A 17,232-nucleotide genomic window follows, 5' to 3' on the forward strand; every position below is an offset into this window, starting at 1 on the left:
CAGGCGTTTCGACGAGGTTTCGCGTCCGCTAACCGGGCGAACCGACGTGTACGGAACCGGGATTGTCAGTGGCGGGCGGCAAGCTGGGAGGTGCAGGCATGAGCAGAGATGACGCCGACATGGGGAGAGCCGTCCGATGCCGACCGCCGTACTGACCGACCGTGAGCGCACCGCCGTACAGGCCTACTTGCGGCTGCTGCACACCGTCCGCGCAGCCTTCGACGTACCGCCGGGAAGCCATCGACCACCCGTCGTGCCGCCCGCCGTCCTCGCGGAGGCGGAGGCGGCCCTGGCGGAGGCGGGTCTGACGGGCAACGAGGAGAGGTTCTTCCGGTTGCTCAGACAGGCTGGTGCGGCACGCTGACCGCCGTCGCCAGCAGCCCGCGCCGTACGGTCCAGCGCCCGTCGAAGTACCCGAGTTCCCGGCCGTCGACGACCGGTCCGGGCACCAGCAGACGGGCCCGGAAGGTGCCGTACGGATGCGGGCCGGGGACGGCCGTGAACGCGATGTCGGCCTCGCTGAAGTCCAGCCACTTGCCGGTGAGCGGGAACCACGCCTTGTAGACCGCTTCCTTGGCGCTGAACAGCAGCCGGTCCCAGTGCACACGGTTTCCGTGCGCGCCGGGGTCGTCCGCCGTCAGTGCGCGCAGACGCGCCTGTTCCGTGGGCAGGGCCACGGAGTCGAGGACGCCTTCGGGCAGCGGCTGGTGGGGTTCGGCGTCGATGCCGACGGAGGCCAGGTCGGTGGCGCGGACCAGTGCGGCGGCGCAGTAGCCCTCGCAGTGGGTCATGCTGCCGACCAGTCCGGCCGGCCACCGCGGGGCTCCCCGCTCACCGGGCAGCACGGGCTGCGGCGGTACGCCGAGCTTCTCCATGGCCCGGCGGGCACACGCGCGGACGAGGGTGAACTCGCGGACGCGCTTGGGCACCGCCCTGGCCACGAGCTCCTGTTCCTCGGGATACAGCGTCGCGCCCCCGGGCCCACCGGCTGCCCCGTACGCTCCGTCGGCCGGCTCGTCACCGTACGCCTCCACGGCCACCACCGTGGCCGGAAGCAGCTCCTCGATCATCGGATCCGACCTCCATCGGCAGTATGCGGCGCAGCCTTCCCGGGTCGCCCGGGCGCTTCTGCCATTCGCGGGGGTAGCCCACGGAGACTTCTTCGAAGCGGACGCCCTCGTGCCAGGTGGTCCGAGGGATGTGCAGATGGCCGTAGACCATCGTCGTGACGCGGAACCGGCGGTGCCAGTCGGCGGTCAGGGTGGTGCCGCACCACATGGCGAACTCGGGGTGCCACAGCACGTCCGTCGGATGCCGGTCCAGCGGATAGTGGTTGACGAGCACCGTCGGCAGGTCCTCGGGCAGCTCGGCGAGCCGCCGCTCCGTCTGCGCGACCCGCGCCCGGCACCAGGCCTCGCGGGTCGGGTAGGGGTCGGGGTGCAGGAGGTACTCGTCGGTGCAGACGATGCCCGTGCCCTCCGCGTACGCGAGCCCCTCCTCCTTGGTCGCGCAGCCCTGCGGCAGGAAGGAGTAGTCGTACAGGAGGAAGAGCGGCGCGACGGCGACGGGACCGCCGGGGCCCTCCCACACGGGGTACGGGTCCTCGGGCGACGTCACACCCAGCTCGCGGCACAGGTCGACCAGGTGTTCGTAGCGGGCGACGCCGCGCAGGGTGACCGGGTCCTTGGGGTGGGTCCACAGTTCGTGGTTGCCGGGTGCCCAGATCACCTTGCGGAACCGGCCGGCGAGGGTTTCGAGGACCCAGCGGACGTCGGCCACCGACTCCGACACGTCGCCGGCGACCAGTAGCCAGTCGTCGTCCGTCTCCGGGCGCATCTGTTCGACCAGGGCGCGGTTCTCCGGGTAGCCGATGTGCAGATCGCTGATCGCCAGCAGTTGCCCGGTACCGCCGGCCGTCGTCTCCACTCCCGCCCGCCCTTCCGCATCCGAACTCCGCCCCCGCGGGCGCACGTTCGGATCAACAAGAACACATCCCCGACAGCCGGACAAGTACGGCTTCCCGCCCTCCGGACACCCTCTCCGCGCAGCTCACCGGGCGGACCGAAGATCATTACAGGCGACCACTCGGGGTGCGCAGGACAACACACGGGGTACTGCTGTCAATTCCGTAACACGCGCGTAGCAGGAACAGGGTCTGCGGAGCCTTATGATCGCCTCAACACTTCCGCCAAAAACCCGGTTCGCACCCGGGTGGCTTGTCGTGTTCCCAACTCTCCCATGGCCGGGCTCGGCCTTGCTCCGCCGTGCCCGTGAACCCTGAAAGGTGGCCCTGCATGGTCTCTCGCGTACGCGTCTGGCTCAACCGCACGTACGCGGAGAACGTGTTCTTCATGGAACAGCTGCGGAGAAATCCCAGCGACCGCGCGGTCGAGATCCACGCCACCCACGGGGACGCCGACTCCCCCGTCCTGGCCGCCGCCGACACCGCCGCCATGGAGCCCGAGGGCCTGTCCCCCGCCGCGTACGTGGAGTACGCGCTCGACCAGTGCGACCGTCGCGAGATCGACGTGTTCGTGCCGCGCCTGCACCAGGACGCGATCGTCGAGCACCGCGCGGACTTCGAGGCCGTCGGCACCAAGCTCCTCGCGCCGACGCCCGAGGCGGTGGCCGTCTTCCAGGACAAGGCGACCGCGTACCAGGCCGTCGAGGCGGTCGGGGTTCCGACGCCGCCGTGGTGGCGGGTGCGCAGCGCCGACGAACTCCTCGTCGCCGTCGAGCAGTTGGAGGCCGACGGTCACAAGGCGTGCTTCAAGCCGGCGGTGGGCGCGGGCGGGGTGGGCTTCCGCGTGATCACGCGTGCCCCCTTCTCGATGTCGCATCTCAACGGGTTCCCCTCCCCCTACGTCCAGTTGGACATGGTCCTCGACGTGCTGCGGAACACCGACGAGGACGTCGACTGGCTGGTGATGCCCCGTCTGGAGCAGCCCGAGGTGTCGGTGGACTGCCTCACCGGCCCCGACTCGCGCATCCGGATGGCGATCGGCCGCACCAAGAACGGCCGGCGGCGCGGCTTCACCCTCGACGAGGCCTGGCTGCGGCCCGCGCGGCTCATCGCCGAGGGCTTCGGCCTGCACCACCTGAGCAACATCCAGTTCCGGATGTACGAGGACCGGCCGGTGCTGATGGACGTCAACACGCGCCCGGCCGGCGGCCTGCACCAGCTCCAGCTGTGCGGTATCAACGCCCCTTGGGCAGCAGTGCAGTTGGCGCTCGGCGAGGACCCGGGCGACCTGGTGCCGCCGTTCCTCGGCCAGGACTACGCGGTGATCTCCGCGCCGCGCCCGGTGCGCGCGGTGTCGGCACACGCGGACGAGGCCCCGGCGCACACGTCCACGCTGCCCGCCGTACCGGCGACGACAGCCGTCGAGGAGCCGGTCGCGGAAGCGACGGCAGAGGCATCCGCGGGAGCCCCGGCGACTGCCACCGCGTAACACCCTTCCCGGCCAGGCTGTTCACAGCGGTAGGGCCCGGTGACGGTGACTCGATCCGACACCACCACCGGGTCCTGCCATCGGGTCCGTGCACCTCTGCGCTCCCGGGCGACCACCTCTGAGCAGTCACCAGGAGTTCACCTCGACCACGGTCGGCTCACAGGCTGAGCCGACCGGAGGGAAGCAAAAAAGGACGGGGTCCGGCCGGTAGGCCGGGCCCCGTCCCCATCCGTGGGCCGCGCGTCAGCCGCGCGTCAGCCGCAGCGTCTGCACCTCGAACGGCCGCAGCGTCACCGGTACCGAGTCACCGTCCGTCCGCGCGTCGGACAGCGGACGCTCCAGCAGGTCGGTGATCCTGGCGCCCGCGAGCGGGAACCCGGTGCACAGCGCACCCTCCGCCCGGCCGCCGCGCGACTCGTAGAGACGGACGACGACGTCGCCGGACGCGTCGTCGGCGAGCTTCACCGCCTCGATCGTCACACCGTCGCCGTCCGCCCACACGACCGGCTCCGGGGCACCCGCGGCGTCCGCGACACGCAGCGGCAGGTTGAGGGAGTAGCCCTCGGCGACCGCGTCCTCGATGCTCGCGCCGGGCAGCAGCGAGTAGGTGAAGCGGTGCTTGCCCTGGTCGGCGCCGGGGTCGGGGATGCGCGGGGCGCGAACCAGCGACAGGCGGACCGTGGTCGTCGTACCGCCGTCCTCGCGGACCGTGCGGGAGACGTCGTGGCCGTACGTCGAGTCGTTGAGGACCGCGACGCCGTAGCCGGGCTCGGAGATGTGCACCCAGCGGTGGCCGGAGACCTCGAAGCGGGCCGACTCCCAGGTGGTGTTGGTGTGCGTGGGCCGCTGAACGTGGCCGAACTGGATCTCCGCGCTGGAGTGGGCAGCGCGGACGTCCACCGGGAAGGCCGCCTTGAGGATCTTCTCGGCCTCGTGCCAGTCGATCTCCGTCTCGAAGTCGATCCGGGGGCTGCCGGCCCGCACGGTGATCGTCTGGACGATCTTCGAGCCCTTGCCGAAGGCACGCTCCACGCGGACGGCACCGAGGAGCGGGTCCTCGTCGGTCACCGTGACGGAGGACGTCTCCAGCAGGTCCGTGTAGCGGTTCTGGTAGTGCTTGTCGATGTCCCAGGCGTCCCAGTAGTTCGGGAGGTCCGTGTGCAGGCGGAGCAGGTTGCCCTTGTCGGCGAGAACCTCGCGGTCCGCCTTCAGGTCGCGCACCGAGGCCAGTGTGCCGTCCTCGGCCACCTCCACCCGTACGAGCCCGTTGTCGAGGATCCGCCCGGCGGTGATCGTCACCGGCCGCGGCGGCTCGGCGACGGCCAGCGGGGCGCTGCCGCTCGCCGGGACCTCCACATACATGGGGACACCCGTCGAGGTGCGGACCACCTCGGCCCGGTCGTACGGGCTGGTGTTGAAGGCGCGGGACTCGCCGCCGCCGAGCGCGGCCACCGCCTCGGCGGTCAGCGCCTCCAACTCCTCGGCCACACGGGCGTATTCGGCCTCCGCCTCGCGGTGCACCCAGGCGATGGACGAGCCCGGCAGGATGTCATGGAACTGGTGGAGCAGGACCGTCTTCCAGAGGCGGTCCAGGTGCTCGTACGGGTACGCGTAGCCCGGCGCGTGCAGCGCGGCCGTCGTCGCCCACAACTCGGCCTCGCGCAGCTTGTGTTCACTGCGCCGGTTGCCCTGCTTGGTGCGGGCCTGGGAGGTGTACGTGGCCCGGTGCAGCTCCAGGTACAGCTCGCCGACCCAGACCGGGGCGTCGGGGTACTCCTCGCGGGCCTTGGCGAAGAACTCGTCGGGGTGCTCGATCTCGACCGTCGCCGAGCCCTCCAGGTCGGCGAGCCTGCGCGCCCGTTCCATGATCTCGCGGGTGGGGCCGCCGCCGCCGTCGCCCCAGCCGAAGGGGGCCAGCGAGCGGTTCGCGACGCCCTTCTCCTGGTAGTTGCGCGACGCGCGGGACATCTCCTCGCCGCTGAAACGGGCGTTGTAGGTGTCGACCGGCGGGAAGTGGGTGAAGATGCGGGTGCCGTCGATGCCCTCCCACCAGAAGGTGTGGTGGGGGAACTTGTTGGTCTGGTTCCAGGAGATCTTCTGGGTGAGGAACCACTCGTTGCCGGCGAGCTTGGCGAGCTGCGGATAGGCCGCGGTGTAGCCGAAGGAGTCCGGCAGCCACACGCCCTTGGTCTCGACGCCGAAGTGCTCGATGAAGAACCGCTTGCCGTGGATCAGCTGGCGGGCCATCGCCTCGCCGCCGGGCAGGTTGCCGTCGGCCTCGACCCACATGCCCCCGACCGGCGCCCACTGGCCCTTCTTCACCGACTCCTGGATGCGCGCCCACACCTTGGGGTAGTTGTCGCGCACCCACTCGTACTGCTGGGCCTGCGAGCAGGCGAAGACAAAGTCCTCGTACTCGTCGGCCAGCGAGGTGACGTTGGAGAAGGTGCGGGACGTCTTGCGCTTCGTCTCGCGGATCGGCCACAGCCACGCCGAGTCGATGTGCGCGTGGCCCACACCCGAGATCTTGTGGGCGCTGGCGTTGGCCGGCTTGGCCAGCGCGGGCGCCAGGGCCGCTCGTACCGCCGCCGCCGAACCGGCCACGTCGTCCAGGTCCAGCAGGTCGAGCGCGCGGTCCAGGGTGTGCGCGATCTCGTGGCGGCGCGGGTCGTGGTCGCCCAGCTCCAGCATCAGCTCGCGCAGCACCTGGACGTCGAGGTCGAGGTGGAAGACCTCCTCGTCGAGGATGGCGAGGTCGGCGCGCTGGAAGGTGTAGATCGGCTTGTCGCCGGCCGTGAGGATGTCACCCATGGGGGTGATCTTGGAGAAGTTGTCGGCGAGGATGTCCGGGTTCGAGGCCGCCTCGACGAGGTAGTCGATCTCCTCGCCGCCCGTGGCCGGGTTGGCGATCGGCACGTACTGGTTGAGCGGGTTGACCGCCTTCAGCGGGGTGCCGTCGGTGAGGTGGACCAGGGCCTCGGCCTGGTTGCCGGGCCAGTCGCCGACGAAGCCGAGGTCGATGACCGCCTCGACGCGCCGGCCGGCCCACTCGGCGGGCACCCGGCCGCGCATCCGGAACCAGGTGGTGCCCCAGGGCGGGCCCCAGGGGGTGTCCATGGCGAAGGGCGCGTACGACGCGGCCGCCGCCTCCTCGAAGGAGACCGGCTCGCCCGGCGCCTGCCAGGCCTCGACCTCGAAGGGAACCGTGGCCGCGTAGATCGCCGCCTTGATCCGCTGGTCGTGGAGACGCTGGACGCGCTCCTCGATCCGCCGGCGTTCGTCGTGCATGAGAAGTCTCCAGACCAGATTCGAGCAGACCGGATGTGAGCAGACCGGACATGAGTGGGAAAGCGCTTACTTAAGGTACGCCAGGCCAGGGTGGACCGCGGTGTATCCCTCGACCAGTCTGCGGGCCACGTTCACGGAGTCGACCAGCGGGTGCAGGGCGAACGCCTTGACCGCCGTAGCACGGGAGCCGGACTCGGCGGCGGCGAGCACCTCGCGTTCGACCGCCTTGACCGAGCAGACCAGGCCTGAGGCGTGGTCGGGCAGCGGGTCGACGGTGACGGGGTGGGCGCCGCCCGCGTCGACCAGGCAGGGCACCTCGATGACGGCCTCTGCGTCCAGCACCGAGAGCGTCGTGCGGTTGCGGACGTTGAGGATCAGGGTGGTGCGCTCGTCGCGGGCGATGGCCCGCATCAGGGCGAGGGCGACCTTCTCGTAGCCCCCGGAGAGGTCGTCGGCGTCGCGTTCGCCCGCGCCCGCCGTCTCGCGGGCCTCGGCCATGTAGGTCGCCTCGCGCTCGGCGCGGGTGCGGTCCCAGGCGGTGAGGGCGGCGGTACCCGGCCGCTTCATCTCGTCGTAGAAGCCGGCCTGCTGGTCGCGCAGGAAGGCGCCACGGGTCCTCTCGGCCTGACTGTAGGCGCGTACGGCCTCGCGGTTGAAGTAGTAGTAGTGCAGGTACTCGTTCGGGACGGCGCCCAGGGACTGGAGCCAGTCGGTGCCGAAGAGCTTGCCCTCCTCGAAGGAGCCGAGGAGGTCGGGGTCGGCGAGCAGCCGCGGGAGTTCGTCGCGGCCGTTGATCCGCAGCCCTCGCACCCAGCCGAGGTGGTTGAGGCCGACGTAGTCGATCCACGCCTCCCCGGGGTTGGCGCCGAGCACCCGGGCGATACGGCGGCCGAGGCCCACCGGGGAGTCGCAGATGCCGATGACGCGGTCGCCGAGGTGGCGGGACATGGCCTCGGTGACCAGGCCCGCCGGGTTGGTGAAGTTGATGACCCAGGCGTCGGGGGCGACCCGCGCGACGCGACGCGCGATGTCCTCGGCCACCGGGACCGTGCGCAGGCCGTAGGCGATGCCGCCCGCGCCGACCGTCTCCTGACCGAGGACGCCTTCGGCGAGGGCCACCCGCTCGTCGTTCGCGCGGCCCTCCAGGCCGCCGACCCGGATCGCGGAGAAGACGAAGTCGGCGCCGGTGAGCGCCTCGTCGAGGTCGGTCGTGGCGCTCACCTCGGGGGCGTCGGGCACCCCCGCCGCCTGCTCGGCCAGGACCCGGGTGACCGCCGAGAGGCGGCCCGCGTCCAGGTCGTGCAGGACGACACGCGTCACCCGGCCCTCGGCGTGGTCGCCCAGGAGCGCCCCGTACACGAGCGGCACGCGGAATCCGCCGCCGCCCAGAATCGTCAGCTTCACGGTTGCACCTTTCCTGCCGTGATGACCTGCACCCCGGCCTCCTGCAGAGAGGACTGCGTCGCCGGGTCCACCGGCGCGTTCGTCACCACCATGTCCAGATCCTCGGGACCGCAGACCCTCGCCATTCCCGTGCCGGGGAACTTGGCGCGGTCGGCGAGCAGGACGACCCGGTCGGCGGCCTTGATCATGGCGCGCTTGACCGGCACCTCGACCACGGTCGTGTCCATCACCTGGCCGCCGGGCCGGACGCCGCTGGTGCCGAGGAAGAGCCAGTCGGCGTGCAGCTGGCGCAGGTTGTCCTCGGTGAGGAAGCCGACCAGGGAGCGGTACTCGCGCCGGACCATGCCGCCGAGGAGCACCAGTTCGATGCCCTCGTCGTCCACCAGTTCCTCGAAGACCACCAGGTTGCTGGTGATCACGGTGAGCCGGCGGCCGTGCAGCTGCCGGGCCAGCCGGTAGGCGGTGGTGCCGATGTCGAGCAGCACGGAGGAGCCGTCCTCGACGAGGGAGGCGGCCTTGGCGGCTATCGCGTCCTTCTCGGCCACGCGCACCTCGGCGACCTCGGCGAAGGGCTGGTCGCCCTCCTCGACCACGGCGCCGCCGTGTACACGGGTGAGCAGGCCCTCCTCCTCCAGTCTGACCAGGTCACGCCGGACGGTGGCGGGGCTCACGCCCAGTTGCTCGGAGAGATCGGTCACGGCTGCGGGGCCCCCTGAACGCAGGGCCCGCAGGATGAGTTGATGTCGTCGTTCTGCCAGCACGCGCTGAACAGTACTCGTCATCATCAATCATTTCTATGCTTACTTCTGCTCGACTCTTGCCAAATCTTCCGAAGGCGCGCACGATTCCGGTCATCAAATGACGAGTTTTGACGAGAGGATGCACGCGTGGACGACGAACGGCCCGATGTGCTGCTGACCGGGCTGCTCTTCTTCGACCTCGTCCTCACCGGCCTGGGCAAGCCCCCGACACCCGGCGAGGAGATCTGGACGTCGGGGATGGGCACCAGCCCCGGCGGGATCGCGAACCTCGCCGTGGCCGCCTCCCGGTACGGTCTGCGGACCTCCCTGGCCACGGTCTTCGGCGACGACGCGTACGGCGCCCACTGCCGTGACGTCCTCGCCGGCCAGGAGGGCGTCGACCTCTCGCTCTCGCGCACCGCGGACGACTGGCACACCCCCGTCACCGTCTCGCTCGCCTACGACGGCGACCGCGCCCTGATCACCCACGGCCGGCCGCCGCCGTACTCGCAGGACGTCCTGCTGGGCGACCCGCCCGAGGCACGCACCGCCCTCGTCCACCTGGAGGCCGAGCCCCACCGGTGGCTGGCCAAGGCGGCGGCCAACGGCACGCAGATCTACGCGGACGTCGGCTGGGACCCCACCCAGGTGTGGTCCTCCGACCTGCTCGACCAGCTCGCCCTGTGCCACGCCTTCCTCCCCAACGAGACCGAGGCGATGGCGTACACCCGCACGGACACCGCGGTCGCCGCGCTGGGCACACTCAGTGAGCTCGTCCCGGTGACCGTCGTCACCCGCGGCGGTGACGGCGCGATCGCCGTGGACCAGACGACGGGCGAGTACGCCGAGGTCCCGGCCCCCGCCGTGGACCTCGTGGACTCGACGGGCGCCGGTGACGTGTTCGGCGCCAGTTTCGTCGCCGCCTCGCTCGGCGGCTGGCCGCTGGAGGAACGGCTGCGGTTCGCCGTACTGGCCGCGAGCCTGTCGGTGCGGCACCAGGGCGGTGCGCTCGCCGCCCCCGGCTGGTACGGCGTCGACCGCTGGTGGCGCTCGCTGACCGACCCCGGCCTCACGAAGGCATACGGCTTCCTCGCTGACCGCATCCCGGCGGACGTCGGCCCGCCGGTGCACCACGCCCCGGTCACCCCGCCCGCACCGCTGCCCTGATCCCCCTCAGAAAAACGCCCCTCAGTACCACGAACAGGAACAAACAGGAGTGACTCGTGGACCTTTCTCGTAGAGGCTTCCTCCAGGCCGCCGTACTCACCGCGGCTGCCTCCGGCCTGACCGTCGCCTGTGGCGGCGACTCGGGATCCGGCGGTACCAAGAACGGCAAGAACCTCACCATGTGGTACTGGGGCGGCGCCCTCAGCGACAAGGTGGTCGCAGAGGCCAAGACGCACTTCAGCGGCACGACCAAGCTGACCTCCGCCTCCATCGGCGGCGACTTCAAGCAGAAGCTCACCACCACCCTCGCGGCGGGCGGCTCCTCGGTCCCCGACATCACCGGCATCAAGGGGGAGGACATCGCCTCCTTCCTGCCCAACGCCGACCGCTTCCTCGACCTGAACGACCTGGGCTTCAAGAAGATCTCGTCCCAGTACCTGGAGTGGAAGACCAAGCTCGCCCAGACCGAGGACGGCAAGCAGATCGGGTTCCCGATCGACATCGGTCCCACCGCGCTGTTCTACCGCGCGGACCTGTTCGAGCAGGCGGGGCTGCCCAGCGACCCGGCCAAGGTCGCGGCCGAGGCCAAGACCTGGGACGACTACTTCGCCCTCGGCTCCGAGCTGAAGAAGGCGCTGCCCGGCACCTTCCTGGTCAACAACATGGGCTCGGTGTTCAACATCGCGGTCGGCCAGGGCACCAAGCGGTTCATCGACCAGGACAACCACTTCATCGGCGACCAGGACCACATCCGCGCCGCGTGGGACACAGCGGTCCGCGCCTACACTCTCGGCCTCGACGCCAAGATCAACGACCAGAGCTGGAACGCCGCCATCGGCAAGAGCCTGACCACCGAGGTCGGCGCCGCCTGGCACGCGCTGGACATCGAGTCGGCGGCCCCGGCCACCAAGGGGAAGTGGCGGGTCTGCGCGACGCCGGGCGGGCCGGCCAACCAGGGCGGCTCCTATCTGACCCTGCCCAAGCAGTGCCGGAACCCCGAAGAGGCATTCAAGATCATCAGCTGGATCCTCAGCCCGGACAACAACGCCAAGAGCTTCACCGACGCCGCCATCTTCCCCGCCTCCCCGGCCACGTACGCGATGGGGGCCATGACGGGCCCCGACGCCTTCTTCGGCGGACAGAAGATCATCGAGGTGTTCGGCCCGGCCGCCGAGGCCATCCCCGTGAGCTACGAGGCACCCGCCGACTCCGCGGTCATGGCTCCCTTCATGGCCGAGCTGACCAGCGTCGAGGCCAAGGGCAAGAAGCCCGACGACGCCTGGAACGACGCGGTCGGCCAGGCCAAGCAGATCGCCCGGCGACAGGGGGTGAACTGAGGTGTCGTCACCTCCGGTCACCGGACCCGCCACGGTGCCAGAGCACCGTGGCGGGCCGGGCCCGGCCCGCTTCCGCCCGCGGCGCACCCCGCCCGCGGGCGTCGCGCGGCCCGAACGTCGCGGAGTGCTGTCGTACTGGCGGCAGTACCTGGCGATCTCGCCCTTCTACCTGGTCTTCATCGTCTTCTCGTTCGTCCCCGTCTTCTATTCGCTGTATCTGGCCTTCCAGCGCTACGACGGCCTGGGCACCAAGCAGTTCGTGGGCCTCCAGCAGTTCGAGTTCCTCTGGAGCGACCCGGTCTTCTGGCTGTCGATCCGCAACACCCTGGCGATCTGGGTCCTGTCGACCGTGCCCACGCTCTTCGGCGCCCTGGTCCTGGCGACCGTGCTGCATTCGGTGCGCCGCTTCAAGGGCTTCTACCGCATCGCCCTCTACCTGCCGAACGTCACGTCGATCGTCGCCGTGGCGATCTTCTTCGGCGCGGTGTTCAGCAACGACTTCGGCCTGGTCAACGCGATTCTGGGCATGGTCGGCATCTCACCTGTCCCATGGCTGAGCAACCCATGGCTGATCAAGGTGGTCATCGCCCTGCTGATGACCTGGATGTGGACCGGCTACAACATGATCATCTACCTGGCCGGCCTCCAGGCCATCCCGCAGTCGGTCTACGAGGCGGCCAGGATGGACGGCGCGGGCCCCGTCCGCACGTTCTTCCAGATCACCATCCCGATCATGCGGCCGATCATCCTGTTCACCGTCGTCATCTCGACCATCAACGGTCTGCAGAGCTTCAGCGAACCCCAGGTCCTCTTCGCCAGCAACGCCGCCAACCAGAACCTCGGCGGCCCGGGCCAGGCGGGCCTGACCACGCTGCTGTACTTCTACCAGTCGGCCTTCCTCGACAACGACTACGGCTACGGCGCGGCCATCGTGTGGGCCTTCTTCGTACTGATCATCGTGCTCGTCGTCATCAACTGGCGCATCGTGCAACGAGGGAGGAAGTCATGACGACAGCCGCCACGCCACGGCCGGCCACGGGCGCGAAGCGACCCCGCCGCCCCAAGGGCCTGTCCGCGCACTTCTTCCTCGTCCTGGCCGTCCTGATCTCGGTCTTCCCGTTCGTGTGGACGATCGTGATGGCGACCAACACCACCCGTGACATCTACAAGAGCCCACCGAAGCTGACCTTCGGCTCCCATCTGCTGGAGAACATCCGGGGTGTGCTCAACACCATCGACTTCTTCGGGTCGATGCTCAACACGGTCGTCATCGCGTGCGTCACCACGGTCCTGGTGCTGTTCGTCGACTCCCTGGCGGCCTTCGCCTTCGCCAAGTTCGACTTCCCCGGGCGCAAGGTGCTCTTCGGCACGCTGCTGGTGTTCATGATGCTGCCGCTCCAGCTGGCCGTCCTGCCGCAGTTCATCCTGATGTCCGAGCTCGGCTGGGTCGGCATGCTCAAGGCACTGGTCTGGCCCGCCCTCTCCAACGCCTTCGGTATCTTCTGGCTGCGCCAGTACATCGAGAACGGTGTGCCCGACGAACTGCTGGACGCGGCGCGCATCGACGGCGCCGGGTTCTTCCGTCAGTACTGGAACGTCGCGCTGCCGATGATCAAGCCCGCGATGTCCTTCCTCGCCATCTACGCCTTCGTCGGTGCCTGGAACGACTACGTCTGGCCCCTCATCGTGCTCACCGACCCCGCACACGTCACGCTCCAGGTGGAGCTGGCCCAGCTCAACGTCGGCCACAACACCGACTACAGCATGGTCATGGCCGGTGTACTCATGGCGTCCATCCCGCTGGTCGTGGTCTTCGCGATCTTCGCGCGCGGGTTCATCGCCGGCGCCACCGAAGGCGCGGTACAGGGCAGCTGAACCGCTCACGAGAAGGGTGCGCGATGGTGGACGGCGACGGACGGCCGGGACGCGGCAAGGTGCTCGTGGTGGGTATGGACGGGGTGCGCTTCGACCGGCTGCCCCTCCCCCGGCCGGCGGCCGGGGGGACCCCCGCCCCGCTTCGCCCGCCGTCCGCGGCACCCGTGCTGCACGGCCTGATGGCCACGGGCTCCCACGGCAGCAGCCTGCTGCCCTACGGCGAGGTGGACGGCCAGGCCGGGGACGGACCGTCCACCAGCATGGCCTACACCGACTCCGGCCCCGGCTGGTCGAGCGTGCTGACCGGGGTGTGGCCCGACCGGCACGGGGTGACCGGCAACGACTTCACGGGCGCCGACTACACCCGCTACCCCGACTTCCTCAGCCGTGCCGCCACCGCGCGGCCCGGTCTGCGCACGGCGGCGGCGGTGTCCTGGCCCGAACTGGTCGACCGCGGCACCCTGGGCCCCGCCATCGGCGAGCGCGTGCGGTACGACGGCGAGTCCGACGGCTACGAGGGCGCGGACCGCCTCGTCGCCGACACCGCAGTGCGCTGGCTCACCGAGGACGACCCGGACATCCTGTTCGTGTACTTCGGCGCCACCGACGAGGCCGGCCATGCCACCGGCCCCCTCAGCCCCGCCTACGATCGGGCCCTCCTCGCCCAGGACACCCACCTCGGGCGGCTGCTGGCCGCCGTCGACGCCCGGCGCTCCCACCCCGCCCGTGCGGACGAGCACTGGACGGTGCTGGTCACCACCGACCACGGCCATCTCGACACCGGCGGCCACGGAGGCGACACGCATGCCGAGCGCGAGGTCTTCGTCGTCCTCGCCGAGCCCGGCACGCCCGGCGGCACCCGGCTGGACGCACCCCGCCTCGTCGACATCGCCCCCACCGTCCTGGACCGTCTCGGCATCCCCGCCGACCCCGCCTGGGGCCTGTGGGGCCACGTCCTGCCCCGGCCCACCACGTCCCCCCTCTCACCACCGACTTCGGAATGGTCATGACCGACGATCCCCTGTTCGCCCTGCGCCCCTGGGAGTCACCCGAGGTGACCTCCTGGGGGCGGCTGCCCATGAACGCCGTCGACCGGCGCGCGCGGGCGCTCTCCCTGGACGGCGACTGGCGTTTCCAGCTGCTCCCGGCACCGACGGCCGAGGCGGGCGACGACTGGTCCTCGGCCCGGGTCCCCGGCGCCTGGACTCTCCAGGACACCGACGACCTGCCCTGGTACACCAACGTCCGGATGCCGTGGCCCGACTTCCCGCCCGCGTCGCCCGCCGCCAACCCGACGGGCGTGTACGAGCGTGAGGTCGACGTTCCGGCCGACTGGGCGGGCCGGCGGATCGTGCTCCAGGTGGGCGCCGCCGAGAGCGTGCTGCTCGTGCACGTCGACGGGCGGCCGGTCGGCATCTCCAAGGACTCCCATCTGGCGGGCGAGTTCGACCTCTCCGACCTCGTAGGCCCCGGCACGTCCGCGACCGTACGGCTGACGGTCGTCAAGTGGTCCGACGCCACCCACATCGAGGACCAGGACCAGTGGTGGCACGGCGGCGTCACCCGCTCGGTGCTGCTGTACTCGACGGACCCGCTGTACCTCGCGGACATCACCGTCCGGGCGCCCGCCTCCGGTGAGCTGCGGGTCGACTGCCGGGTGCGGAACGCGGGCGGCGCGCTGCCCGAGGGGTGGTACGTCACCGGCGAGATCGACGGTCAACTGCTCCTCCAGGATGCCGAGTTCGACCGCGCCAACGCCGAGGACGACCGCGTCTCCGACTTCCTCGGCGAGCCCCGGCTGGGCGCGCACGTGTCCGACGTACGCACCTGGACCGCCGAGACGCCCGAGCTGTACGACCTGACCGTCCGGCTGCACCGCGCCGACGGAACGGTCGCCGACACCGCGTACCAGCGCGTCGGTTTCCGGGACGTCGAGATCGTCGGGCGGGACCTGCTGGTCAACGGGGAGCGGATCTACGTCCGGGGCGTCAACCGGCACGACTTCCATCCGCTGACCGGGCGGACCGTGTCGTACGACGACATGCGCGCCGATCTCGCGCTGCTGAAGCGGTTCGGGTTCAACGCGATCCGCACCGCGCACTATCCGAACGACCCGACGCTGTACGACCTCGCGGACGAGCTCGGTCTCTACGTGGTCGACGAGGCGGACATCGAGTCGCACGACCACGCCCACGAGATCGCGGACGACCCGCGCTATCTGAACGCCTTCGTGGACCGGGTCTCGCGGATGGTCCTGCGGGACAGGAACCATCCCTCGATCATCATCTGGTCGCTGGGCAACGAGTCCGACTACGGCGCGAACCACGACGCGGCGGCGGGCTGGCTGCGCCGGCACGATCCGACCCGGCCGCTCCAGTACGAGGGCGCGGCCAAGCTCGGCTGGGCCGACCCGGCGGTCGCCTCCGACATCGCCTGCCCGATGTACGCGCCGCTGGAGGACTGTGTCACGCACGCGCTGTCCGGTGAGCAGACCAAGCCGCTCATCCAGTGCGAGTACTCGCACGCCATGGGCAACAGCAACGGCACGCTCGCGGACCACTGGGCCGCCATCGAGTCAACTCCGGGACTTCAGGGCGGGTTCATCTGGGAGTTCTGGGACCACGGAATTCTTCAGTGCGTGAACAGCGGCAGACCTCTCGGACGCTCGGGCGCCGGGCTCTATGACAACGGTGTCGCCGCCCCGGGCCTGCGCTGGGCGTACGGCGGCGACTTCGGCGAGACGATCCACGACGGCGCCTTCATCGCCGACGGTGTCGTCCTCCCCGACGGCACCCCCAAGCCCGTCATGTACGAGCACCGGGAGATCGCGGCTCCGGTGCGCCTGGGGGCCTTCCGGCACGAGGGGCTCGTCGTCGCCAACCACCAGTGCTTCCGGGGCCTGGACTGGCTCGCGGCCACCTGGGAACTGGCGCTCGCGGACGGCCGTACCCTGACCGCGCCCGCCGAACTGCCGGATCTGCGCCCGGGCGAGACGGCGGCCGTGCCGTTGCCCTTCGAGCTGCCGGCGGACGGCGGCGAGGCCTGGCTGACCCTGCGGGTGACGACGGCCGGCGACGAGCCGTGGGCGCCGCGCGGTACCGAGATCTGCACGCCCCAGCTGCTGCTGCGGGCCGCGCCCGACGCGTCGGAGGCGGCGGTCGCGGGACCGCGCGTCACGGTCGACGCGGACGGGCTGCTGGTCCACCCGCTGCTGACGTCCGCGCCCGTGCTGTCCCTGTGGCGGGCACCGACCGACAACGACGAGCTGGGCGGCATGGCGGCCCGCTGGCAGGACTGGGGTCTCGACACCCTCGTACGCAAGGCCGTCGACGTGCGGCGCGACGGCGGGAGCGTGACCGTGCTCGCCGAGTACGCCGCGAACGCGGGCGTGATCCGCCACGAGCAGGTGTTCACCCCGGTCCGGGGCGGCATCCGCGTCGAGGAGAGCGTCGGCCTGCCGGACGCGTACGCCGATGTGGCCCGGGTCGGTTCCGTGTTCGAGACGGTGTCCGGGCTGGACCTGCTGGAGTGGTTCGGGCAGGGCCCCTGGGAGTCCTATCCGGACCGCGCCGCCGGAGCGCCCGTCGGGCATCACTCGGCCCCCGTGGACTCCCTGTTCACCCCCTATCTGCGACCGCAGGAGAGCGGCGGACGGCACGGTGTACGACAGTTCAGGCTGTCGGCGCCGGACGCCACCGGTCTCTCGGTCGTGCTGGACCGGCCGCGCCAGGTCTCCGTGACCCGGTTCCGCGCCGAGGATCTGGCTGCCGCCACGCACCACGACCAGCTGACGCCCCGGCCCGGCTGCGTGGTCCACATCGACGCGGCGCACCGGGGGCTCGGCACGGCGTCGTGCGGCCCCGACACCTTCCCCTCCTATCTTCTGCAGCCGGGCACCCACCGCTGGGCCTGGACTCTTCGCACCCTCTGACCCCCCACACACCTCCCCTCAACTCACGGAACCACTTA

Annotated in this window: 13 protein-coding genes; 8 read left to right on the top strand and 5 right to left on the bottom strand. The window is 70.6% G+C overall.

Annotated elements, in window-relative coordinates; translation table 11 throughout:
* Positions 1-136 precede the first annotated feature (136 nt).
* A complete protein-coding gene (locus tag IEY89_RS05250; RefSeq protein WP_164313335.1) occupies positions 137-364 on the top strand; it encodes a hypothetical protein in 228 nt (75 codons plus the stop codon).
* Here IEY89_RS05250 and IEY89_RS05255 read toward each other — a convergent pair.
* Positions 339-1,070, bottom strand: a complete 732-nt coding sequence (locus IEY89_RS05255) for a 4'-phosphopantetheinyl transferase family protein (RefSeq protein ID WP_189146053.1) — start codon at positions 1,068-1,070, stop codon at positions 339-341. The two genes, IEY89_RS05250 and IEY89_RS05255, sit on opposite strands and share 26 nt — an antisense overlap.
* Positions 1,018-1,926 carry a metallophosphoesterase family protein gene (locus IEY89_RS05260; RefSeq protein ID WP_189146054.1) on the bottom strand — a complete coding sequence of 303 codons (909 nt, stop codon included), beginning with the start codon at positions 1,924-1,926 and terminating at the stop codon, positions 1,018-1,020. The genes IEY89_RS05255 and IEY89_RS05260 overlap by 53 nt, the downstream gene beginning before the upstream one ends.
* A gap of 368 nt (positions 1,927-2,294) precedes the next feature.
* Here IEY89_RS05260 and IEY89_RS05265 point away from each other — a divergent pair, with 368 nt between their 5' ends.
* Complete coding sequence (locus tag IEY89_RS05265) at positions 2,295-3,452, top strand: ATP-grasp domain-containing protein (protein WP_189146055.1); 1,158 nt, start codon at positions 2,295-2,297, stop codon at positions 3,450-3,452.
* A 243-nt stretch (positions 3,453-3,695) separates the two neighbouring features.
* Here the strand turns inward: IEY89_RS05265 and IEY89_RS05270 are convergent, their stop codons facing one another.
* The 3 genes from IEY89_RS05270 to IEY89_RS05280 all read right to left on the bottom strand — a co-directional run bounded on the left by IEY89_RS05270 (position 3,696) and on the right by IEY89_RS05280 (position 8,905).
* Positions 3,696-6,740 (bottom strand): alpha-mannosidase, encoded by a 3,045-nt coding sequence (locus IEY89_RS05270; RefSeq protein WP_189146056.1) that lies wholly within the window; start codon positions 6,738-6,740, stop codon positions 3,696-3,698.
* Between the two features lie 66 nt (positions 6,741-6,806).
* A complete protein-coding gene (locus IEY89_RS05275) occupies positions 6,807-8,144 on the bottom strand; it encodes a 6-phospho-beta-glucosidase (protein ID WP_189146057.1) in 1,338 nt (445 codons plus the stop codon).
* The gene (locus IEY89_RS05280; protein WP_189146058.1) at positions 8,141-8,905 is read right to left on the bottom strand and encodes a DeoR/GlpR family DNA-binding transcription regulator; all 765 of its coding nucleotides are present in this window, start codon (positions 8,903-8,905) and stop codon (positions 8,141-8,143) included. Before IEY89_RS05280 ends, IEY89_RS05275 begins: the two co-directional genes overlap by 4 nt.
* Before the next feature lie 126 nt (positions 8,906-9,031).
* On the opposite strand from IEY89_RS05280, the gene IEY89_RS05285 reads away from it, so the two are divergent.
* From IEY89_RS05285 to IEY89_RS05310, 6 genes are all read left to right on the top strand, one after another.
* Positions 9,032-10,051, top strand: coding sequence for a carbohydrate kinase family protein (locus IEY89_RS05285; protein ID WP_189146059.1), 1,020 nt, complete (start codon positions 9,032-9,034; stop codon positions 10,049-10,051).
* 56 nt (positions 10,052-10,107) lie between these two features.
* Positions 10,108-11,388: an ABC transporter substrate-binding protein gene (locus IEY89_RS05290; RefSeq protein WP_189146060.1), complete on the top strand. Its 1,281-nt coding sequence runs from the start codon at positions 10,108-10,110 to the stop codon at positions 11,386-11,388.
* 124 nt (positions 11,389-11,512) lie between these two features.
* Positions 11,513-12,397: a carbohydrate ABC transporter permease gene (locus IEY89_RS05295; RefSeq protein WP_189146112.1), complete on the top strand. Its 885-nt coding sequence runs from the start codon at positions 11,513-11,515 to the stop codon at positions 12,395-12,397.
* A complete protein-coding gene (locus tag IEY89_RS05300; protein WP_189146061.1) occupies positions 12,394-13,263 on the top strand; it encodes a carbohydrate ABC transporter permease in 870 nt (289 codons plus the stop codon). The genes IEY89_RS05295 and IEY89_RS05300 overlap by 4 nt, the downstream gene beginning before the upstream one ends.
* A gap of 23 nt (positions 13,264-13,286) precedes the next feature.
* Positions 13,287-14,273 carry an alkaline phosphatase family protein gene (locus IEY89_RS05305; protein ID WP_189146062.1) on the top strand — a complete coding sequence of 329 codons (987 nt, stop codon included), beginning with the start codon at positions 13,287-13,289 and terminating at the stop codon, positions 14,271-14,273.
* Complete coding sequence (locus IEY89_RS05310) at positions 14,270-17,194, top strand: glycoside hydrolase family 2 TIM barrel-domain containing protein (RefSeq protein ID WP_189146063.1); 2,925 nt, start codon at positions 14,270-14,272, stop codon at positions 17,192-17,194. The genes IEY89_RS05305 and IEY89_RS05310 overlap by 4 nt, the downstream gene beginning before the upstream one ends.
* The last annotated feature ends 38 nt before the right edge of the window (positions 17,195-17,232 follow it).

This window comes from Streptomyces lacrimifluminis (assembly GCF_014646095.1).
GTDB lineage: Bacteria > Actinomycetota > Actinomycetes > Streptomycetales > Streptomycetaceae > Streptomyces > Streptomyces lacrimifluminis.

Excerpts from the sequence above, each read along its gene's own strand:
- IEY89_RS05250 (WP_164313335.1), top strand. The coding sequence starts at position 137 with ATGCCGACCGCCGTACTGACCGACCGTGAGCGCACCGCCGTACAGGCC.
- IEY89_RS05255 (WP_189146053.1), bottom strand. The coding sequence starts at position 1,070 with ATGATCGAGGAGCTGCTTCCGGCCACGGTGGTGGCCGTGGAGGCGTAC.
- IEY89_RS05265 (WP_189146055.1), top strand. The coding sequence starts at position 2,295 with ATGGTCTCTCGCGTACGCGTCTGGCTCAACCGCACGTACGCGGAGAAC.
- IEY89_RS05270 (WP_189146056.1), bottom strand. The coding sequence starts at position 6,740 with ATGCACGACGAACGCCGGCGGATCGAGGAGCGCGTCCAGCGTCTCCAC.
- IEY89_RS05300 (WP_189146061.1), top strand. The coding sequence starts at position 12,394 with ATGACGACAGCCGCCACGCCACGGCCGGCCACGGGCGCGAAGCGACCC.
- IEY89_RS05305 (WP_189146062.1), top strand. The coding sequence starts at position 13,287 with ATGGTGGACGGCGACGGACGGCCGGGACGCGGCAAGGTGCTCGTGGTG.
- IEY89_RS05310 (WP_189146063.1), top strand. The coding sequence starts at position 14,270 with ATGACCGACGATCCCCTGTTCGCCCTGCGCCCCTGGGAGTCACCCGAG.